This is a genomic window from Streptomyces sp. NPDC056373 (assembly GCF_042262425.1).
In the GTDB taxonomy this organism is placed as follows: domain Bacteria; phylum Actinomycetota; class Actinomycetes; order Streptomycetales; family Streptomycetaceae; genus Streptomyces.
The window spans coordinates 200,509-220,453 of sequence record NZ_JBHJPX010000016.1 but is presented as its reverse complement, the minus strand read 5'-3'; the positions used below and the strand labels follow the sequence as shown (position 1 = coordinate 220,453).

Sequence of the window (19,945 nt, the reverse complement as noted above, 5' to 3'; positions counted from 1 at the left end):
AGCACGCAGAGCTTCGGACGCTGTCTTTTGGGGGCGCGGGGAACTGCGCGACCAGCCACAACGGGCCCGCAGCCGAAGAACCGCCCACCCCGCGGAGCGCCCGGCGGGGACTATTCGAGAAGCTCCGCGTACGAGCCCATGGCCAGGGCGATGTCGGCCTGGGCCCAGAACCGGTGATACGTGAACGACGGCACCGCGCCGCCGGCGAGATAGCTCTCGATCTTCGACCAGGCCGGATCGTCCTCGTAGAAGGACCGGATCGAGTCGAACGTCGACGACGAGTTGATCGCGTCACCGTTCGGCATCGTGCCCGTCCAGCCGCTCGGGATGTACACCGCATCGTCGAACCGGTTGTAGTCGGCCCGGTTCTCCGGGACCGCGATCCCGAGGGCGTCCTGGTGGTTGTCCCACATGCCGTCCAGCAGCTTCTTCGCCGCCGCCGCGGCCTGTGTGTCACCGGAGCGGTCCGCGTAGTACGTCAGGGTCTTGGCGTACGCGGCCGCCACCCCGACGTCGTCGGTGTAGTCGGCGACGGTGACGCGCAGCCCGCTGTTGGCGCCGGGGCTGGAGGCGTTCCAGGTGTCGGGCTGCCCCGACCACTGCAGCGTCGAGGGGATACGGAACGTGCCGTCCGGGTTGAACGTGGTCTTGGACAGCGCCCAGTCGACCCACTTGTCGAGGACCGTCTTGGCCTTCGCGTTCCCCGTCTGCTGGTACAGCTCGGCGACGCGCTCCATGGACCACGCCTGGAAGCCGAACCACTGGTTGGACGGCGGGTCGTGGTACACGGGCTTCTCGTCGTAGTACATGCCGTAGAAGGTCGACTTGCCGGCGGGCGGGGTCGCGTACCGGCCCGCCCAGCTGTTGGTCGCGCCGCCCGCGATGGCACCCTCGCTCGACTGCAGCCAGCGGTAGAACTCCAGCTGCCGGTCCATGGACTTGGCCCAGTCCGCCGCGCCGGTCGCCGACTTCGGCTTCAGCGGGGCGTAGCTGCTGAGCGCGTACGCGGCCAGCGGGTTCTGGTAGCCGCCGTGGGCGTGGCTGGAGCCGATGCGCCAGGCCCAGCCGGCATTCGTGTCCGTGGCGCCGCCCCAGGCGTAGTACCAGGACATCAGGTAGAACGAGGCGTCCTTGCCGGTGCCCGCCGGGCAGGTGGACGGTCCGACGCAGTTGCCCACCTTCTTGAAGTACTTGTCGTACATGGAGTAGCGCAGGTAGTCGCCCATCTTCGCGGCCTTGCCGACCGTCGCGGACACGGCCGAGCCCTTGCCCTGCTCCTTGGCCCACAGATCCGCCCAGTAGGCGGCCTGCACGGCCCGGGCGTCGGCGTCGGGGGCGTTGGTGAACTTCCACTGCTTGGCGTAGGAGGCGTCACCGGTGAACAGGTCCAGGTACCCGTTCTTGCCGCCGTACTTGAAGGCGTCACAGGTCGGCTGCGGCACCGTCTCCCACACCGACTCCTGCGCGCCGCGCTGGAAGGTGTTGATGTACGACGGTCCGGTGTCCGAGGGGCCCGCCTCGCACTTGCCGGGCGCGTTGCCGTAGCCGTAGACGTTGTCCACGTCCTGCAGCCAGTGCATGCCGTAGACGTCGTCCGTGCCGTAGGCGGACTTCAGCTCACCGGCGATGGGGTCGGACCCGACGGAGACACCGGTGTCGAGCTTGGCCGGATACTCGTTCGGCGTGTCCAGCTCGGGCGCGTAGGTGGCCGGCTTGGAGGCGTTGTAGAAGGAGTTGGTCGGCTGGTCGGCATGGGTGGGGATCATGTACTTCTCCATGAGGTCCCACGCCCCGTTGAACTTCGACCAGTCACCCGTCACCTTGCCGTACATGGCCTGCAGCCACAGGAGGTAGCTGTAGGCCTCCGAGGTGGTCTCATGGCCGTGGTCCGGCGCCTCGACGATCAGCGTCTCCACCGAGTGGTAAGGGATGCCCTCGGGGGAGAAGTAACCGTTCGCCGGGTTGGTGATCTTCCCGTACAACTCCAGGAAGCGCGCGTCGTACACCTTCGACGCCGCCAGCTGCGTCACGGTGACCGAGGCCTTGGCGTGGCCCGCTGCCGTCGACTCGAACACGGCCGATCCGGTGCCCGAGTTCGCGGCCGCCACGGTCACCTTCTGCGCGGTGTTCCAGTTCTGCGGCGTGAAGGTCAGCGAGGCGCCGGCCGAGACCGACAGCCCCGAGTTGCCACTCGCCCGGGCCGAGGTCACCGTCACGTTGGCCGACGGCTGCTTGGACAGCTTCACCTCGTAGGTGCCCGACTTGCCGGACTGGACGCCCAGTTGGAGCGGTGAGGCGACGACGGTCGGGCCGGAGGAGACGGTGATGCCGACCGGGGTGGAGTCCGCGGAGGCGCCCATGCTGTCGTAGGCCTTCGCCACCAGGGAGTGACTGCCCACGGCCAGGTCGGAGACGGACAGCGCATAGGGCGCGCTGGTGTCCGTGCCCAGCAGCTTGGTGTCGTCGTAGAACTCCACCTTGCTGATCGTGGCGTTGTCGGCGGCGGCCGCGGTGGCCGCCAGCGGCACCGCCTGGCCCTGGGTGTAGACGGCGCCCGCGCTCGGGCTGGTCAGCACGGCGATCGGCGGCTGGTGCGCGCCGGTGCAGCTGGTGCCGTTGACCGAGAAGGACGTGGGTGCGGTGTTGGTGCCGCTGTAGGAGAACTGGGCACCGGTGGAGACGGCGGCGCCCGCCGCGACCCGGCCGTTGTGGGAGGCGTTCTTCACGGTGATGTTCTGGCCGGACTGCGACCAGGTGCCGTTCCAGCCGTTGCCCAGCTTCTGGTTGCCGGAGTAGGCGTAGGCCAGCGTCCAGCCGTCGATGACGTCCGTGCCGCGGTTGGTGAGGGTGAGCTCGGCCGTGAAGCCGGAGCCCCAGTCGTTCGTCTTGTAGTCGACACTGCACTGAAGTGCGGCCGCCTGCGCGGGAGTCGACCCTGAGGAGAGCATCGTCAACGGAAGGGTGAGAGCTGCGAGCGCGGCCGTCCACAGACGCCGCACGCCTCTTTGCCTCCGGGGTGGGGGATGCATGGTGCTGGTTCCTCCTTGCGGCTCGGAGAAGTCAAGGCTTGAACCAGTGGGAGCGCTCCCATAGTGCGGATACGTCAGGTACCGGTCAAGGTCCTCGAAGAGTCGAAAAGATTCGACGCGCCGCCTTGAGCAAAAGTCAGCAACTCCCCTGTTCTTTGCCGTCACTTGCCGCTACCTTCCTTGACACCAGTGGGAGCGGTTCCATCAGTCGACGCGTCCGCCACGGCGCGCCCGACCTGCAAGGAGTCGCTCATGCGACACCCCCCGCGTTCAGTACTTTGAGCCGCCGCCGGCGCGAGAGCGCCGCGTGCGGCGGACAGGTGACGCCCTCAGCCGGCCGCGTACGGCGCCCACAGCCCCGGCATGCCCGCACAGGCTCACCGCACGCACCGCACCTCTGAACCCCCCACGGAACCGCGGACATCGCAAGGAACCCAACCGGAAGAGGGACCCCCACTCATGAGCCGTACGAGAACCGCGTTACTGGCCGCCATGGCTCTGGTCGCCGGCGCGACCGGCACCGCCTTCGCCGTCGACCCGGGCGGCACCGGCGTCGCCGCCGTCCCCTGCACCGTCGACTACAAGATCCAGAACGAGTGGAGCACCGGCTTCACGGCCGCCGTGACCATCACCAACAACAGCGCCGCCAAGTCGTCGTGGTCGCTGAAGTGGTCGTACGCCGGGAACCAGAAGGTCACCAGCGGCTGGAACGCCAAGCTGAGCCAGAGCGGTGCCGCTGTCACCGCCGCCAACGAGACGTACAACGCCCAGCTGGGGACCGGCGCGTCGGTGAGCTTCGGCTTCCAGGGCAGCTACAGCGGCAGCAACGCGATCCCGGCGACCTTCACCCTCGACGGTGTCACCTGCAACGTCGACGGCGGCGGTCCCGGCGGCCCGACCGACCCGCCGGACCCGGGCGGCCCGTCCAACCGGGTGAACAACCCGTACGAGGGCGCGAAGGTGTACGTGAACCCGGAGTGGTCGGCCAACGCCGCCGCCGAGCCGGGAGGCAGCCGCGTCTCCAACCAGCCCACGGGCGTCTGGCTGGACCGCATCGCGGCCATCAACGGCGCGAACGGCAAGATGGGCCTGCGCGCCCACCTCGACGAGGCCCTGAAGCAGAAGGGCTCCGGCGAACTCGTCGTCCAGTTCGTCATCTACAACCTGCCCGGCCGGGACTGCTCCGCCCTCGCCTCCAACGGCGAGCTGAAGGCCGACGAGATCGGCCGCTACAAGACCGAGTACATCGATCCCATCAAGGCCATCCTCGCCGACCCGAAGTACGCCTCGCTGCGGATCGTCACCACGGTCGAGATCGACTCGCTGCCCAACCTCGTCACCAACACCGGCAGCCGCCCGACGGCCGTCCCGCAGTGCGACGTGATGAAGGCCAACGGCAACTACGTCAAGGGCGTCGGCTACGCGCTGAACAAGCTCGGCGACGTGCCGAACGTCTACAACTACGTCGACGCCGGGCACCACGGCTGGATCGGCTGGGACGACAACTTCGGCCCCACCGCCACCATCATGAAGGAGGCGGCGACCGCCGAGGGCGCCACGGTGAACGACGTCCACGGCTTCATCACCAACACGGCGAACTACAGCGCCCTGAAGGAGAACAACTTCACCATCAACGACACCGTGGCCGGCAAGTCCGTCCGCGAGTCGAAGTGGATCGACTGGAACCGCTACACCGACGAGCTGGGCTACGCCCAGGCCTTCCGCAGCCAGCTGGTCTCGGCGGGCTTCAACTCGAACATCGGCATGCTGATCGACACCTCCCGCAACGGCTGGGGCGGCACCGCACGGCCCACCGGACCGGGCGCGACGACCAGCGTCGACACCTACGTCGACGGCGGGCGGTACGACCGTCGCTTCAACGCCGGCAACTGGTGCAACCAGTCCGGAGCGGGCCTCGGCGAGCGCCCGAAGGCCGCCCCGGCCGCGGGGATCGACGCGTACGTGTGGATGAAGCCGCCGGGCGAGTCCGACGGGGCGAGCAAGCTGATCCCGAACGACGAGGGCAAGGGCTTCGACCGCATGTGCGACCCCACCTACACGGGCAACCCGAGGAACAACAACAACATGTCCGGTGCCCTGCCGGACGCGCCGCTGTCCGGGAAGTGGTTCTCCGCCCAGTTCCGGCAGCTGATGCAGAACGCGTACCCGCCGCTGTCCTGACCCGTCCCCGCTGAACCGCTGATCCGCCGGGGCCCGTGCCCCGGCGGATTTTGCGGTACCGGCAACAGCAATGGCCTCCGCCCGGTGCGTCGGTGCACGCTGACCGCACCCGAGCGAGAGGCTGACCACCATGGGGCACCACCACCACGACGACGAGCGGGGCCACGGCCCTCACCACGGCCACACGGACCTCGACTGGGCCGAGATGGGACCGATGCTGGAGTCCTCGGCGGAACTGTTCGCGTCCCTGTACGAACGTGCACTGGGCTGGCTGGCGCAGGAGGTGACCGAGCCGGGGCTGATCGTCGACGCGGGCAGCGGGCCGGGCGTCGTGTCGTGCCTGTTCGCGGAGGTCTTCCCGGGCGCGCGGATCCTGGCGGTGGACGGCTCCGAAGCGCTGCTGGAGCGGGCCCGGGCCCGGGCCGGGCGGCAGGGTGTCGCCGACCGTTTCGGCACGCTCGCCGGTGATCTGCCCGAGGTGCTCGGCGAGCTGGACTACCCCGCCGACCTGCTGTGGGCGAGCCGGAGCCTGCACCACCTGGGCGACCAGCGGGCCGCGCTGGCCGCCTTCGCGCAGCGGCTCGCGCCGGGCGGCACGCTGGCCCTCATGGAGGGCGGCCTACCGCTGCGGTTCCTGCCGCGCGACATCGGCATCGGCCGGCCCGGCCTCCAGGCGCGGATCGACGCGGTGGAGGCGGAGTGGTTCAGCCGGATGCGCACGGACCTGCCCGGGCACGTGGCCGAGACGGAGCACTGGCCGGCCCTGCTGGCGGCCGCGGGACTCAAGCACACGAGGACGCACAGCTTCCTGCTCGATCTCCCGGCCCCCGCCTCGGACCGGGCGCGTGCGTATGTCGTGGCGTCGCTGTCGCACATGCGCGACATGCTCGCCGTGGAGCTCGACGCCGAGGATCTCGCGACCGTCGACCGCCTGCTCGACCCCGACGACGCGGCGAGCCTGCACCGCCGCCCGGACGTCTTCGTCCTGGAGGCCCACACGGTGCACACGGCGGTCCGGCCCGCATAGCGGGTCCAGCGCCTTCGAGGAAGCCGACCGTGGGCGACGCTCATCGGGAACGACAGCGCCCCGGCCCGGGCCCCTATGAGGGGCCTCCGGACCGGGGCGCTGGCGGGGTTCCGGCCCCGCGAAGGGGCTTCGGCCCGGGGCGCTGCCGGGGTTCCGGCCCCGCGAGGGGATCTGCCCCGGACTCGCCCGTGCCGCTCAGGCGCCGTTGAACTCCGCCGGGTCCGGGCCGATGCGCCGGTCCTCGTTCAGGGCGCTGATCGCCGCCAGGTCCTCGTCGTCGAGGCTGACGTCGAACACCTCGATGTTCTCCTTGATCCGCGACGGCGTCACGGACTTCGGGATCACCACGTTGCCCAGCTGGATGTGCCAGCGCAGCACGACCTGCGCGGGGGTGCGCTCGTGCTTGCGGGCGATGGCCACGATCGCCGGGACCTCCAGCAGGCCCTTGCCCTGGCCGAGCGGGGACCAGGCCTCCGTGGCGATGCCCTGCTGCGCGTGGTATTCACGGGAGGCACCCTGCTGCAGATGCGGGTGCAGCTCGATCTGGTTCACCGCCGGGACGACCGACGTCTCGTCGATCAGCTTTTGAAGGTGCTCGGGGAGGAAGTTGGAGACACCGATGGCCCGGATCCGGCCGTCGGCGTGCAGCTTCTCGAACGCCTTGTAGGTGTCGACGTACAGACCCCGCTCCGGCGTCGGCCAGTGGATCAGGTACAGGTCGACGAAGTCCAGGCCGAGCTTCTCCAGCGACGTGTCGAAGGCGCGCAGCGTGGCGTCGTACCCCTGGTCGGCGTTCCAGAGCTTCGTCGTGACGAAGAGCTCCTCACGGGGCACACCGGAGTCGGCGATGGCCTTGCCGGTGCCCTCCTCGTTGCCGTAGATCGCCGCGGTGTCGATGCTGCGGTACCCGGCCTCCAGTGCCGTCCCGACGGCCGTCGCGGCCTCGTCGTCCGGCACCTGCCAGACGCCGAAGCCCAGCTGGGGCATCTCGACGCCGTTGTTCAGGATGATCGGGGGGACCTTGCTCACGAGCTCTCGATCCTTCGGTAAGTGGTCAGTGTGCTCCCATCGTCAACGATCACGGGCGGTGATGCATTCCTGACGGGAGAATTCCGAAGCCACACCTGCCCCGCGAGGCGGAGGTCACGCCCGGTAGAGCGCCTCGACCTCGTTCTCGTACGCGTTCTCGATGGCCTTCCGCTTCAGCTTGAGGGACGGGGTCAGCAGCCCGTGTTCCTCCGTGAACGGCTGGGCCAGTATGCGGAAGGTGCGGATCGACTCGGCCTGCGAGACGAGGGTGTTGGCGGCGACCACCGCGCGGCGCACCTCCGTCTCCAGATCCGCGTCGCGCACCAGCTCCGCCGGAGACAGCTGTGGCTTGGACCGCATGGCCAGCCAGTGCTCCACGGCCTCCTGGTCGAGGGTGATCAGGGCGGCGATGTACGGGCGGTCGTTGCCGACGACGATGCACTGGTTGACCAGCGGATGGTCCCGGACGCGTTCCTCCAGCACGCCGGGGGAGACGCTCTTCCCGCCGGACGTGACCAGGATCTCCTTCTTGCGGCCGGTGATGGTGAGGAAGCCGTCCTCGTCCAGCGCGCCCAGGTCGCCGGTGGCGAGCCAGCCGTCGTGCAGGGTCGCGTCGGTGGCCTTCTGGTTGTTGAGATACCCCTGGAAGACGTTCTCGCCGTGCAGCCAGATCTCGCCGTCGTCCGCGATGTGCACGGTCATGCCCGGGATGGGCTGCCCCACCGTGCCGAACCGGGTGCGCCCGGGCGGGTTGGCGGTCGCGGCCGCCGTGGACTCGGTCAGGCCGTAGCCCTCGTAGATGTGCACGCCCGCCCCGGCGAAGAACAACCCGAGGCGGCGGTCCATCGCCGAGCCGCCGGACATGGCGTGCTTGATGCGGCCGCCCATCGCGGCGCGGATCTTGGTGTAGACGAGCTTGTCGAACAACTGGTGCTGCATGCGCAGACCCGCCGACGGTCCGGGGCCGGTGCCCCAGGCCTTGGCCTCCATCGCGTCCGCGTACCGGATCGCGATGTCGACGGCCTTCTCGAAGGGGCCGGAGCGGCCCTCCTTCTCGGCCTTGCGGCGGGCCGCGTTGAACACCTTCTCGAAGATGTACGGCACGGCCAGGAAGAACGTCGGCCTGAACGCGGCCAGATCCGGCAGCAGGGCCGCCGCGTTCAGCTGTGGCTGGTGGCCGAACTTCACCTTGCCGCGGATCCCGGCGACCTGGACCATCCGCCCGAAGACGTGGGCGAGCGGCAGGAACAGCAGGGTGGCCGCCTCGTCGCCGCGCCGGGAGTGGAACACCGGCTCCCACCGCTCGATGACGGTGTCCGCCTCGTACATGAAGTTGCCGTGTGTGATGACACAGCCCTTGGGGCGGCCGGTGGTGCCCGAGGTGTAGATGATCGTGGCCACCGAGTCGGGTGTCACGGCCTGCCGGTGGCGGTGCACCACCTCGTCGTCGAGGTGCGCGCCCGCGTCGTACAGTTCGTGCACGGCGCCGGAGTCCAGCTGCCACAGCCGGCGAAGCCGGGGGAGCCGGTCGATGACGGTGGCGATCGTCATCGCGTGGTCCTCGTGCTCCACGACCGCGGCCGTCACCTCGGCGTCGTAGAGCATCCAGAAGCACTGCTCGGCCGAGGACGTCGGATAGACCGGCACGACCTGGGCGCCGATCGTCCACAGCGCGTAGTCGAAGAGGGTCCACTCGTAGCGGGTGCGGGACATGATCGCGACCCGGTCGCCGAACCGGATACCGCTCGCCAGCAGGCCCTTGGCCAGCGCGAGCACCTCGTCGCGGAACTCGGCGCTGGTGACGTCCTGCCATTCACCGGAGTCGTCCTTGCGGCCCAGCGCGATGTGCTGCGGGTCCTCCTGGGCATGCTCGAAGACCACGTCGGCCAGACCACCCACCGGAGGTGCCAACGCCAACGGAGGGTTGGTGAACTCGCGCAAACCCCGCTCCCCGTTCCTCAGCGCTCTTGTCGAGTGACGCCCCGCACAGCGCCGTGAAAGCTACCCCACCCGGCCGGGGGGCGGGAGGGGGTACGGAAGCGCACACCGTTCCGGTCCGCGCTGGTCAGCGAGGGAAAAAGCGCTCACATGGGGAAGGGTCGGACACAAACCTGACGGTTGAGTAAGCTTCGGTGCCGTAATCTCCACCGAATCTGTACGAGCCCGGCCGTGTGCGAGGCGTCGTCGAAGGGGCTCCCTTCTGTCAGCGGGACGGCGGCGGATTCCGTCACTCCGCTTTTGTCGGAGGTGACTGACCGGCCAGGTCACAGTCCCTTGCGCTCGCTGCGCTGCAGCCGGTCGCCGCCCGCCAGGATCGCCGCCGCCAGGGCGTCGGCCGCGCCCTGGGCGGAGGGGCGCCGCCGGCCGTGGACCAGGACGAAGTCGACCTGTCCCAGCTCCGGCAGCCCCGCCCGGTCGGGGACCCGGACCAGGCCCGGCGGGATCAGGCCACGGGAGTGGGCCATCACGCCTAGACCGGCCCGGGCCGCCGCGACGAGGCCGTTGAGGCTCCCGCTGGTGCACACCACGCGCCAGTCGCGGCCCTGCCGCTCCAGGGCCTCCAGGGCGAGTGCGCGGGTGATGCCGGGCGGCGGGTAGACGATGAGCGGCACCGGGCGGTCCGGGTCGAGCCGCAGGCGTTCCGCCCCGATCCACACCAGCCGGTCGTGCCGGACCGGCTCGCCCCGCGGGTCCTCGGGCCGCCGCTTGGCCAGGACCAGATCCAGTTTCCCGGCGGCCAGCTGCTCGTGCAGCGTGCCCGACAGCTCGACCGTCAGCTCCAGGTCGACCTCCGGGTGCTCGTGCCGGAAGCCCTCCAGGATCTCGGGCAGCCGGGTCAGCACGAAGTCCTCCGAGGCGCCGAAGCGCAGCCGGCCGCGCAGCCGGGTGCCCGTGAAGAACGCCGCCGCCTGCTCGTGCACCTCCAGGATCCGGCGCGCGAAGCCGAGCATCGCCTCGCCGTCCTCGGTCAGCTCCACGGAGTGCGTGTCCCGGGTGAACAGCGTCCGCCCGGTGGCGTCCTCCAGGCGCCGCACGTGCTGGCTGACCGTCGACTGCCGCACCCCGAGCCGCCGCGCGGCCTGCGTGAAACTCAGCGTCTGCGCCACCGCCAGGAACGTGCGCAGCTGGGACGGGTCGTACATGCCCTCCAGGTTATCGCGGAACGCAATGACAGTGAGAGCGGTATACCGGATTCCCGATCGCCCGTCGGGGAAGCAGGATGGAAGGGGGCCGCTACGACCCCGGACCGACCTGAAGTACCAAAGCAAGTGGAGCACCGTGAAACGCCTGCGCTGGCCGCATTGGATGCCGATCGACCCCTACATCCTGCTCCTCCTCGGGACGGTGGGACTCGCCGCACTGTTCCCGGCGCGTGGACCGGCCGCCGACGTCGCCTCGGGTGCCTCCACCGCGGCGGTCGCCCTGCTGTTCTTCCTGTACGGCGCCCGGCTGTCCACGCGTGAGGCGCTCGACGGACTGCGGCACTGGCGGCTGCACGTGACGGTCCTGGCCTGCACCTTCCTGGTCTTCCCGCTGCTCGGGCTGGCGGCCCGCGGGCTGGTGCCGGTGATCCTGACGCACCCGCTCTACCAGGGCCTGCTCTTCCTCACCCTCGTCCCGTCGACCGTCCAGTCGTCGATCGCCTTCACCTCGATGGCCCGCGGCAACGTGCCCGCCGCGATCTGCGCGGGCTCCTTCTCCTCCCTCGTCGGCATCGTCGCCACCCCGCTGCTCGCGGCCTCGCTGCTCGGCGGCAGCGGCGGCGGCTTCTCCGCCGACTCGCTGCTGAAGATCGTGCTGCAACTGCTGGTGCCGTTCGTCGCCGGGCAGTTGCTGCGCCGCTGGATCGGCGGCTTCGTCACGCGCCACAAGCAGGTCCTCGCCCTGGTGGACCGCGGCTCGATCCTGCTCGTCGTCTACACCGCGTTCAGCGCGGGCATGGTCCAGGGCATATGGCACCAGGTCAGCCCCGTGCGCCTCGGCGCGCTGGCCGTCGTGGAGGCCGTGATCCTCGCCGTGATGCTGCTGCTCACCTGGTACGGCGGCAAGGCGCTGGGCTTCGGCCGGGCGGACCGGATCGCGATCCAGTTCGCCGGCTCGAAGAAGTCCCTGGCGGCCGGACTCCCCATGGCGAGCGTCCTGTTCGGCGCGCAGGCGGCGCTCGCCGTGCTGCCGCTGATGCTCTTCCACCAGATGCAGCTCATCGTGTGCGCGGTGATCGCGAAGCGACGCGCACGGGAGGCGGCGGCGGAGGTCACCGCACCGCAGCCAGTCGCAACGACACGAACCGTGGTCGGTACAGGGACACGTTCCGGCTGAGCCGGTCGGCGGCGCCCGTCGTCTCCAGCCAGTTCACGTCGTAGCTCAGCACGAGCCGTCCGTCGCCGCTCAGCACCGGATGCGCCTGCGGGTTGTAGGCGGCCACCTGCCCCTGCGGCAGCGGTGGGCCGAACTCCTCGGCCGGACCGTGCCACGGCCCGGCCGGGGAGCAGGCCCAGTAGGACGCCACGGTGGTCAGTCCCTTCGCGCCGGCGGCCATCGTGAACAGCACGTACGTACCGCCCTCCCGGACGACCGAGAACGCGCTGCCCACGCCCTTGCGCCGCCCGTCCCCGAGCACCGGCCGGGGGCGGGCGCGGGGCACCCACGCCGAGCCGCTCCAGTACTGCCAGGCCGCCGGATCCGCGAGCGCGCCCTCGGGCACCCGGGCCGCGTACGCGTGCGAGGCGGGCCGGGAGGCGGCCCGGCCGTCGTCGCCGCCGAACACATAGCTCCAGCCGTCCTCCTCGACCAGCGTCGTGCCGAACAGCACCCGCCGGGAGGGGTCGGGGACCGACTGCTGGCCGAGCACCTCGACGATCGACTCCAGGCGCAGCTCGGGCAGCGACAGCGTGGCGACCTCGGTCGCGGTGGGCACCCCGTAGATCCAGGGGGACTGTCCCGCCGTGCGCACCCACAGCAGCACGCGGACGACCTGCTCCGCGGAGCCGGGGGAGCGGGGTTCGACGCGGGCGGCGACCGGCCAGCGCCACCGGTTCGGTGCCGGGTCGGCGAACAGCGGCGCGGGCAGGGTGGATTCGAGCCGGCCGTCGCGCATCAGCACGGCCGAATTGCGCACCAGCGGCGTGCCGGCGTCCCGCCAGGCATGGGACTCGCCGTGCGGATTGGGCGGGCCGTACACCCGGCCCAGGTAGGTGTCCGAGAACAGCCACAGCACCCGGCCGTCCGGCAACCGCACCGAGTGGGTGCCGTCGCCGCCGGTCCAGTCGTCCGTGCGGCTCGCGTCGTCGCCGTAGCGGGCGAACTCGGCGTCGAGGGCGTCGTCCGGGTCCCACGAGCCGACCGTGAGCGCCTGACAGCTGTCGTGGTCCGAACCGTCGTCGCCGGGCAGGGCGACGATCAGCGCCGCGCCGAGAACCAGGACCAGCAGCAGGCCGATCCCGGTTCCCGTGCGCTGTCGTGCTCGTAATGCTCCTGAGTCGTCGGGCACGTCCCGTGACGTTAGTTGCTGCCGCTCACCCGGTCCATGGGCAGCCACAGCACCGTGCCCCGGGAGGCCGCGCCCGAGGCGCCGGCGGCCAGCTCCTCGTCGCTCAGGGCCCTGTTCCACACCCGGACGTCGTCGATCGCCCCGGTGAGGAACGCCCGGCTGTCCATGCGCTGGCCGATGTGCACCCCGAACGGCGAGTTGCGGCTGACCGACCCGGGCACGTCAGCGGTGGTGAGCGGCGTGCCGTCGAGGAACAGGGTGAGCTGCCCGCCGCCCCGGCGCAGCGCCAGATGGTGCCAGCGGCCGTCGTTGTGGGCGCCGTCGGTCCACACCGAGGCCGACCTGACGGTCGTCGCGCCCGACCGGGTGGTGATCAGCCCTCGGACCCGGTTGCCCGCCGGTTCGCCCCGCAGCCAGATCTGCGGCTGGGTGCTGCCGATTCCGCCCATCCACAGGAAGGGCTGCTCGCCGGTCGTGGCCGTGTAGCGGAAGTGCAGCGAGGCGGTGAAGTCCCCCTCGCCGAGCGGGAGGCGGGAGCGGTAGGGCAGCCGTACGGCGTCGTCGGTGCCGTCGAAGGACAGCGCGCCGCCCCGGACACCGGCCGTGCGCGCGGCACCGCCGAGCACGGCTGCGGCTTTTGCGCCCGCCGCCGCGTCACGCGTGGTCGGGTCGGCGCCCCGGCGCGGCTTGAGCCAGTCCTCGGTGAAGCGGGCGAAGCGGATCTCGTCGCGTGCGTCGACCGCGCCGCCCTCGTACAGCAGCCCCACCGCCGAGCCGCCCAGGGCCGCCATGTCGGAGTAGCCGGACCAGTCCGTGGTGACGACCGTGCCCCGGTCCACGCTCTCCCAGGTGCGCCCGCCGTCGTAGGAGGAGCGGACCATCATCGTGCGGCGGCGGTCGGGGTCGGCCGGGGCGGACAGCAGCATCCGGCCGCCGAGACGCAGCGTCGCGCCCTGGACCTGCGGGGTGTACAGGTCGGGGAGGTCGCGGAAGGACGTGGCGAAGCTGTCGCCGCCGTCGAGGCTGAGGGTCTGGGAGCGGTGGCCCAGATCGGTGCCGTCCTGTTCCCGGCCGCTGACGAGCAGGGCGCCGTCGGCGCGTTCGGTGAGCGTCACCTCGGACGGCTTCTGCCGGAACGTGCCGTCCAGCGCTATGGGCCAGGTGTCCGTGGCGCCGACCCGCCAGGAGTCGCCGCCGTCGTCGCTGACGACGAGCGCCGCGTGGTTGGCGGAGACCCGGCTGCCGTTCCACGTCTCGGTGTTGACGCCGAACACCAGCCGCCCGGCGTGCTTGCCGCGGGTCAGCTGGATGCCGTGCACGGGCCCGGTCGCGTACCAGGAGTTCCAGTGCTCGGGCAGGATCTCGCCGCTCAGATCGCGCGGCTTCGACCAGGTGCGGCCGTCGTCGTCGCTGTACTGCAGGTGCGGGGTGCGGTCGCAGGGGACGGTGCAGTTGCCGGCGTCCGTACGGCCGGTGTTGTAGGTCTCGGCCAGCAGGATCCGGCCCGTCCTGCGGTCCACGACGGGCGCCGGGTTGCCGTGCGTGTCGCCCGCGCCCTCGGTGACGACCTGGAGCGGCCCCCAGGTGCGGCCGCCGTCGGTGGAGCGCTTGAGCACGATGTCGATGTCGGCCGCGTCACCGCAGTTGAGGACACGGCCCTCGGCGAAGGCCAGCAGGGTGCCGCCGGCGGTGCGGACCATCGCCGGGATCCGGAAGCAGGCGTATCCCGGATCCTGGGACGCCTTGAAGAGCACCTGCTGGTCGAACTCCGGTGAGGCCGTGCTGGGTCGGCTGTGCGCCGCAGCCGTGGACGCGAGGAGCGCCCCGGCGGCGACGGCGGCTGTCAGGGTGGATCTCAGACGTGCGCGAAGACTTGACGGCATGGTGCGACCTGCCCTTCATGCGTCTGTCGGCTGGACCACCGGATCACAGGATCGGACATCCGGTCATCCGGACATTCCACGTCCTATGTGTGGGTCACAGACGGTACTTGGCTCCCAGACCCCCCACAAGGACCGTGCGTCAGGGGATCAGGACGACCTTGCCCAGGTTGGACCGCCCCTCGATCTCCGCGTGCGCCTTGGTTGCGTCCTCCAGGGCGAACTCCCCGTGGACACGGGCCCTGAGCTCTCCGGCCGCGAACAGCCGCCACAGTTCCTCACGCCACTGCTCGTACAACTCCGGCTTGCCCCGGGCGATGCGGGCCATCTGGAACCCGATGACCGACTTGGCGCCCACGAGCAGGTCGTAGGCCTGGATGGCGCCGCCGCCCGAGCTGTAGGCCACCAGCCGCCCCTCGGGGACGAGCGCGTGGAGGGCCCGGGTGAGCAGCTCGCCGCCGACCGCGTCCAGGACGTAGTCCACGGGCGTCCCCCAGCTCGCGTCGCCGTAGGAGATGACGTGGTCGGCGCCGAGCCCGCGCACGAAGTCGGCCTTGCCCGGGTCGGACACAGCTCCCACCACGCGTCCGGCGCCGCGCGTCCTGGCCAGCTGCACCGCCAGCTGGCCGACACCGCTCGCGGCCGCCGTGACCAGGACCGCCTCGCCCGGCTCGGGGCGGGCCGCCTCCAGGGCGCCGAGGGCGACCAGGCCGCTGCGGACCAGGGCGACCGCGTCGACGGCGCTCGCGTTCCCGGGGACCGGGGAGGCCATGGTCTCGTGCAGCACGGCGAAGTCCGCGTAGCCGTGGCCGAAGCAGAGCCCGGTCACCCGGTCGCCGGTGCCGAACCCCGTGACGCCCTCGCCCGCGGCCACGACCTCACCGGCGATCTCGCCGCCGAGCGGGACCGGCTCGGCCGCCTCGGTGACCTTGCGGACGACCGGAAGCGTGACGCCGATGGCCTCCGCGCGCACGAGCAGCTCTCCGGGGCCGGGCACGGGGAGTGGTGCCTCCTCCACGAAGAGGGGGCCGCCTGGGGATTCGTAGCGGACGCGGCGCATCACACCTCCGGGTCGTCGGTGATCCCGACGAGATCGTTGGGATGCCCAACGGTATAGGAGGATCATAGGGAGAACCAACGATTTCTTGGTTAGGCTGCGGCCATGTCGGAAGCCCCCCTGCCCGCGATCCGCTCCCTGCCCAGCTGGCTGCTCGGCCGTGCCGCCGCCCGCGGCCGGGCCCTGGTGGCCGAGGCGCTGGCGGAGGAGGACATGCGGATGTGGCACCACGTGGTGCTGTCCGCCGTGCGCGACCTCGGTCCCGTCGCCCAGGCGGACCTCGGCCGCGGGGTCCGGCTGGACCCCAAGGACCTCGTCGGGGTCCTCGACGACCTCCAGTCGGCGGGAACGGTGCTGCGCGAGCCGGACCCGCGGGACCGCCGCAAGAACGCGGTGTCCCTCACCCCGCGCGGAGCCCGGCTGCTCGAACGCTGCGAGAAGGCGGCCCACGCCGCCAACGACGAACTGCTCGCACCGCTGTCGGCGGACGAGCGGGAGCAGTTCACGGCGATGCTGCTCCGGATATCCGGCACGGCCGACTGACGATCCGGCAGGGGTCCTGCCTTCGCGAGGGCAGGCCGGAAAGGGACTCTCAGGGGGTGTCATGGCATGCCGGGGCGGGGGGCGTGCGGGCAGGCCGAGACGGGGCCCCTGCGGCGCAGGGGGCGCTCCCCGCCGGTCGGGGCCCCGCCGCCGTGCAGCGGGCGAATCCGCTCAGCCCTGGGCGGCCGCGGCCTGCAGGGCGATGCGGTCCTCACCCGCGTACACGTTCATGGAGCTGCCCCGCAGGAAGCCCACCAGCGTCAGGCCCGCCTCGGCGGCCAGGTCCACCGCCAGCGATGACGGCGCCGACACGGCCGCCAGCACGGGTATGCCGGCCATCACGGCCTTCTGCGCCAGCTCGAAGGAGGCCCGGCCCGACACGAGCAGGACCGCCCGGGACAGTGGCAGCTCCCCGTTCTGCAGCGCACGGCCGACCAGCTTGTCGACCGCGTTGTGCCGGCCCACGTCCTCCCGGACGTCCAGCAGTTCGCCGTCCTCCGAGAACAGGGCCGCCGCGTGCAGGCCCCCGGTCCGGTCGAAGACCCGCTGGGCCGCGCGCAGCCGGTCGGGGAGGCTCGCGAGCAGCCCGGGGGAGATCCGGACCGGGGGAGTGTCGGCGACGGGCCACCGGGTCGTGGTGCGCACCGCGTCCAGCGACGCCTTGCCGCACAGCCCGCAGGAGGACGTGGTGTAGACGTTGCGCTCCAGCGTGATGTCGGGGATCACCACGCCCGGTGCCGTCCTCACGTCGACCACGTTGTACGTGTTCGAGCCCTCGGCCGTCGCCCCGGCGCAGTAGACGATGTTCTGCAGGTCCTGCTGCCCGGCCAGCACCCCCTCGCTCACGAGGAAGCCGGCCGCCAGCGCGAAGTCGTCGCCCGGGGTGCGCATGGTGATCGCCAGGGGCTTGCCGTTGAGCCGGATCTCCATCGGCTCCTCGGCGACCAGCGTGTCCGGACGGTCGGAGACCACCCCGTCCCGGATGCGGATCACCTTGCGTCGTTCCGTGACTCGTCCCATGTCCTGATCAGTCCCGGTTCTGTACGTGCTGGTAGCCGAAGCGGCCCTTGATGCAGAGGTTGCCGTGGGTCACCGGGTTGTCGTGCGGCGAGGTGACCTTCACGATCTCATTGTCCTGTACGTGCAGCGTCAGGTTGCAGCCCACTCCGCAGTACGCGCACACCGTGGTCGTCTCCGTCTGCCGCGACTCGTCCCAGGTACCCGCCGCGCGCATGTCGAACTCGGACTTGAAGGACAGCGCCCCCGTCGGGCACACCTCGATGCAGTTCCCGCAGTACACGCATGCCGAGTCGGTCAGCGGCGCGTCGTGCTCCACGGCGATCCGGGCGTCGAAGCCGCGTCCGGCCACCGAGATCGCGAAGGAGTTCTGCCACTGGTCGCCGCACGCGTCGACGCACTTGTAGCAGAGGATGCACTTGTCGTAATCACGGACATACAGGTCGTTGTCGATCCTGGGTTCCTCGTTCAGCCGCGCCGCGTCCGGGCCGAAACGGTCCGGCTTCGCCTCGTACTCCTTCAGCCACCCGGCGACCTTCGGGGTCGTCGACAGGTCGACCGAGGACGCGAGCAGTTCGAGGACGACCTTGCGGCTGTGCCGGGCGCGCTCGGTGTCCGTACGGACCTCCATGCCCGGCTCGGCCTTGCGGGAGCAGGCCGGGACGAGTGTCCTGGCCCCCTCGACCTCGACGACACAGACCCGGCAGGCGTTCTTGGGCCGCAGGGTGTCGCCCTCGCACAGGGTCGGGATGTCCTTCCCGGCCGCCCGGCAGGCGTCCAGGATCGTCGAGCCTTCGGGGACCCGGGCCTCCTCCCCGTCGATGGTGAACTCCAGCATGCGGCGCGGGATCCCCAGCGGTGTGACGGTCATTCGTACGCCCCCAGACGGTCGATGGCGGATTCCACGGCGTTCCACGCGGTCTGCCCCAGACCGCAGATCGAGGCGTCCCGCATGGCGCGGCCGACCTCCCGCAGCAGCGCGATGTCCCCGGCGGCCTCGGCGCCCGTGCGCTCCACGATCCGGTGCAGTGCCTCCTCCTGCCGCACGGTCCCGACCCGGCAGGGCACGCACTGCCCGCACGACTCGTCGCGGAAGAACTCCGCGATGCGCAGCAGCAGCCGGGGCAGGGGCACGCTGTCGTCGAAGGCCATGACGACCCCCGAGCCGAGCGTCGTGCCCGCCTCCCGGGTCCCTTCGAAGGTCAGCGGCACGTCCAGCTCGTCGGCCCGCACGAAACCGCCGGCCGCCCCGCCGAGCAGCACCGCCCGCAGTCCCTCGCGCACCCCGGCCATGCCGAGCACCTCGCCGAGCGTCGCACCGAACGGCACCTCGTAGACACCGGGCCGCTCCACACTCCCGGACACGCAGAACAGCTTCGGGCCGGTGGAGCGTCCCGTGCCGATCGCCGCGTAAGCCGGGGCGCCCATGGTCAGGATCGGCAGGACGTTGACCAGCGTCTCGACGTTGTTCTCGACCGTCGGCTTGCCGAACAGGCCCTTCTCCACCGGGAACGGGGGCTTGGAGCGGGGCTCGCCCCGGTAGCCCTCGATGGAGTTGAACAGGGCCGTCTCCTCACCGCAGATGTAGGCGCCCGCGCCGCGCCGGATCTCGATGTCGAAGGCGTAGCCCTGCCCGAGGACGTCGTCGCCGAGCAGCCCCCGCGCACGTGCCTGCGTGATCGCGTGCTCCAGCAGGCGCAGGGCGCGCGGGTACTCGCCGCGCAGATACAGATAACCCTTGTGGGCGCCGGTCGCGTACCCGGCGATCGTCATCGCCTCGACGAGCGCGTACGGGTCGCCCTCCATCAGCACCCGGTCCTTGAAGGTGCCCGGCTCCGACTCGTCGGCGTTGCAGACGAGGTAGTGCGGACGGTCCGGCTGCGATGCCGTGGCCTGCCATTTGCGGCCGGTGGGGAAGGCGGCGCCGCCGCGCCCGACCAGGCCCGAGTCGGTGACCTCGCGGATGACCCCGGCGGGACCCAGCCCGAAGGCCCGGCGCAGGGCGGAGTAGCCGCCGTGGGCGCGGTAGTCGTCGAGGGACGACGGGTCGACCACGCCGACCCGGTGCAGCAGCATCAGCCCGTCCTGCCCCGCCTGGGGCACCGCCAGCGCGGCCGCCGGCTCCTCGGGCGCGGAGTCCGGGGAGCTCGCGGCGAGCACGGCGTCGTGGACGGTCGCCGGGGCCGAGACCGCCGTGCGCACGGGATCCCCGGCCTTGATCGCGAGCGCGGCCGGGGCCCGTTCGCACAGGCCCAGGCACGGGCTGCGCTCGACGCTCACCCCGCTGCCGAGGCCCAGCCGCGCCTCGATCCCGGCACACAGCTCCGGCGCCCCGGCCGCCGCGCAGGCCAGGTCCGTGCACACGTGCAGCACGGTCGCCGGACGGGGCTTGACCGAGAACATGGCGTAGAAGGTGGCGACCCCGTAGGCCTCCGCCGGCGGCACCGTCAGCCGCCGGCACAGGTAGTCGAGGGCGCCCTCGCTGATCCAGCCGATCCGGTCGTTGATCGCGTGCAGCCCCGGCAACAGCAGGTCGCGGCGGTCCCGGGCCTCGCGTCCGCCACGCGCCCACCGCAAATCCGCATCGGTGCGGTCGGCGCCCTCCCAGGAGGACTCGGGAGGCCCGAGCAGGGCGTCGACGGCCGCCCGTTCCTCGTCCGTCGGTTTGCTGTCACCGAAGTGCAGGTCCAC

The 19,945-nt window shown here is 71.2% G+C and carries 14 protein-coding genes; 4 read left to right on the top strand and 10 right to left on the bottom strand.

Annotated features, from left to right (window positions below; translation table 11 throughout):
- Positions 1 to 110: 110 nt before the first annotated feature.
- Positions 111 to 3,029 carry a glycoside hydrolase family 48 protein gene (locus ACFCXS_RS30940; RefSeq protein WP_376646657.1) on the bottom strand — a complete coding sequence of 973 codons (2,919 nt, stop codon included), beginning with the start codon at positions 3,027 to 3,029 and terminating at the stop codon, positions 111 to 113.
- A gap of 459 nt (positions 3,030 to 3,488) precedes the next feature.
- Between ACFCXS_RS30940 and ACFCXS_RS30935 the strand changes: the two genes are divergently transcribed.
- Together ACFCXS_RS30935 and ACFCXS_RS30930 are read left to right on the top strand one after the other, a co-directional pair.
- Positions 3,489 to 5,210: a glycoside hydrolase family 6 protein gene (locus tag ACFCXS_RS30935; protein WP_376646656.1), complete on the top strand. Its 1,722-nt coding sequence runs from the start codon at positions 3,489 to 3,491 to the stop codon at positions 5,208 to 5,210.
- A 130-nt stretch (positions 5,211 to 5,340) separates the two neighbouring features.
- Positions 5,341 to 6,237 (top strand): class I SAM-dependent methyltransferase, encoded by an 897-nt coding sequence (locus ACFCXS_RS30930; protein ID WP_376646655.1) that lies wholly within the window; start codon positions 5,341 to 5,343, stop codon positions 6,235 to 6,237.
- 195 nt (positions 6,238 to 6,432) lie between these two features.
- On the opposite strand, the gene ACFCXS_RS30925 is transcribed toward ACFCXS_RS30930, so the two are convergent.
- From ACFCXS_RS30925 to ACFCXS_RS30915, 3 genes are all read right to left on the bottom strand, one after another.
- Complete coding sequence (locus tag ACFCXS_RS30925) at positions 6,433 to 7,224, bottom strand: aldo/keto reductase (RefSeq protein ID WP_376646686.1); 792 nt, start codon at positions 7,222 to 7,224, stop codon at positions 6,433 to 6,435.
- A gap of 156 nt (positions 7,225 to 7,380) precedes the next feature.
- Positions 7,381 to 9,207, bottom strand: coding sequence for an AMP-dependent synthetase/ligase (locus tag ACFCXS_RS30920; protein WP_376646654.1), 1,827 nt, complete (start codon positions 9,205 to 9,207; stop codon positions 7,381 to 7,383).
- 323 nt (positions 9,208 to 9,530) lie between these two features.
- The gene (locus ACFCXS_RS30915) at positions 9,531 to 10,409 is read right to left on the bottom strand and encodes a LysR substrate-binding domain-containing protein (RefSeq protein WP_376646653.1); all 879 of its coding nucleotides are present in this window, start codon (positions 10,407 to 10,409) and stop codon (positions 9,531 to 9,533) included.
- A gap of 163 nt (positions 10,410 to 10,572) precedes the next feature.
- Between ACFCXS_RS30915 and ACFCXS_RS30910 the strand changes: the two genes are divergently transcribed.
- A complete protein-coding gene (locus ACFCXS_RS30910; protein ID WP_376646685.1) occupies positions 10,573 to 11,586 on the top strand; it encodes a bile acid:sodium symporter family protein in 1,014 nt (337 codons plus the stop codon).
- On the opposite strand, the gene ACFCXS_RS30905 is transcribed toward ACFCXS_RS30910, so the two are convergent.
- The 3 genes from ACFCXS_RS30905 to ACFCXS_RS30895 all read right to left on the bottom strand — a co-directional run bounded on the left by ACFCXS_RS30905 (position 11,522) and on the right by ACFCXS_RS30895 (position 15,697).
- Positions 11,522 to 12,757, bottom strand: coding sequence for a DUF4185 domain-containing protein (locus ACFCXS_RS30905; protein WP_376646652.1), 1,236 nt, complete (start codon positions 12,755 to 12,757; stop codon positions 11,522 to 11,524). The two genes, ACFCXS_RS30910 and ACFCXS_RS30905, sit on opposite strands and share 65 nt — an antisense overlap.
- Before the next feature lie 11 nt (positions 12,758 to 12,768).
- Positions 12,769 to 14,640 carry an exo-alpha-sialidase gene (locus ACFCXS_RS30900; RefSeq protein ID WP_376646651.1) on the bottom strand — a complete coding sequence of 624 codons (1,872 nt, stop codon included), beginning with the start codon at positions 14,638 to 14,640 and terminating at the stop codon, positions 12,769 to 12,771.
- A 139-nt stretch (positions 14,641 to 14,779) separates the two neighbouring features.
- Positions 14,780 to 15,697, bottom strand: a complete 918-nt coding sequence (locus ACFCXS_RS30895; RefSeq protein WP_376646650.1) for a zinc-binding alcohol dehydrogenase family protein — start codon at positions 15,695 to 15,697, stop codon at positions 14,780 to 14,782.
- A 102-nt stretch (positions 15,698 to 15,799) separates the two neighbouring features.
- On the opposite strand from ACFCXS_RS30895, the gene ACFCXS_RS30890 reads away from it, so the two are divergent.
- Positions 15,800 to 16,237 (top strand): MarR family winged helix-turn-helix transcriptional regulator, encoded by a 438-nt coding sequence (locus ACFCXS_RS30890; RefSeq protein ID WP_376646649.1) that lies wholly within the window; start codon positions 15,800 to 15,802, stop codon positions 16,235 to 16,237.
- 171 nt (positions 16,238 to 16,408) lie between these two features.
- Here the strand turns inward: ACFCXS_RS30890 and fdhD are convergent, their stop codons facing one another.
- Genes fdhD through ACFCXS_RS30875 form a run of 3 tightly spaced genes read right to left on the bottom strand, consistent with a single transcriptional unit; the run spans position 16,409 to position 19,945 of the window.
- Positions 16,409 to 17,257, bottom strand: a complete 849-nt coding sequence (gene fdhD / locus ACFCXS_RS30885; protein ID WP_376646648.1) for a formate dehydrogenase accessory sulfurtransferase FdhD — start codon at positions 17,255 to 17,257, stop codon at positions 16,409 to 16,411.
- Between the two features lie 7 nt (positions 17,258 to 17,264).
- Positions 17,265 to 18,125 carry a 2Fe-2S iron-sulfur cluster-binding protein gene (locus ACFCXS_RS30880; protein WP_376646647.1) on the bottom strand — a complete coding sequence of 287 codons (861 nt, stop codon included), beginning with the start codon at positions 18,123 to 18,125 and terminating at the stop codon, positions 17,265 to 17,267.
- Positions 18,122 to 19,945 (bottom strand): NAD(P)H-dependent oxidoreductase subunit E, encoded by a 1,824-nt coding sequence (locus ACFCXS_RS30875; protein ID WP_376646646.1) that lies wholly within the window; start codon positions 19,943 to 19,945, stop codon positions 18,122 to 18,124. Before ACFCXS_RS30875 ends, ACFCXS_RS30880 begins: the two co-directional genes overlap by 4 nt.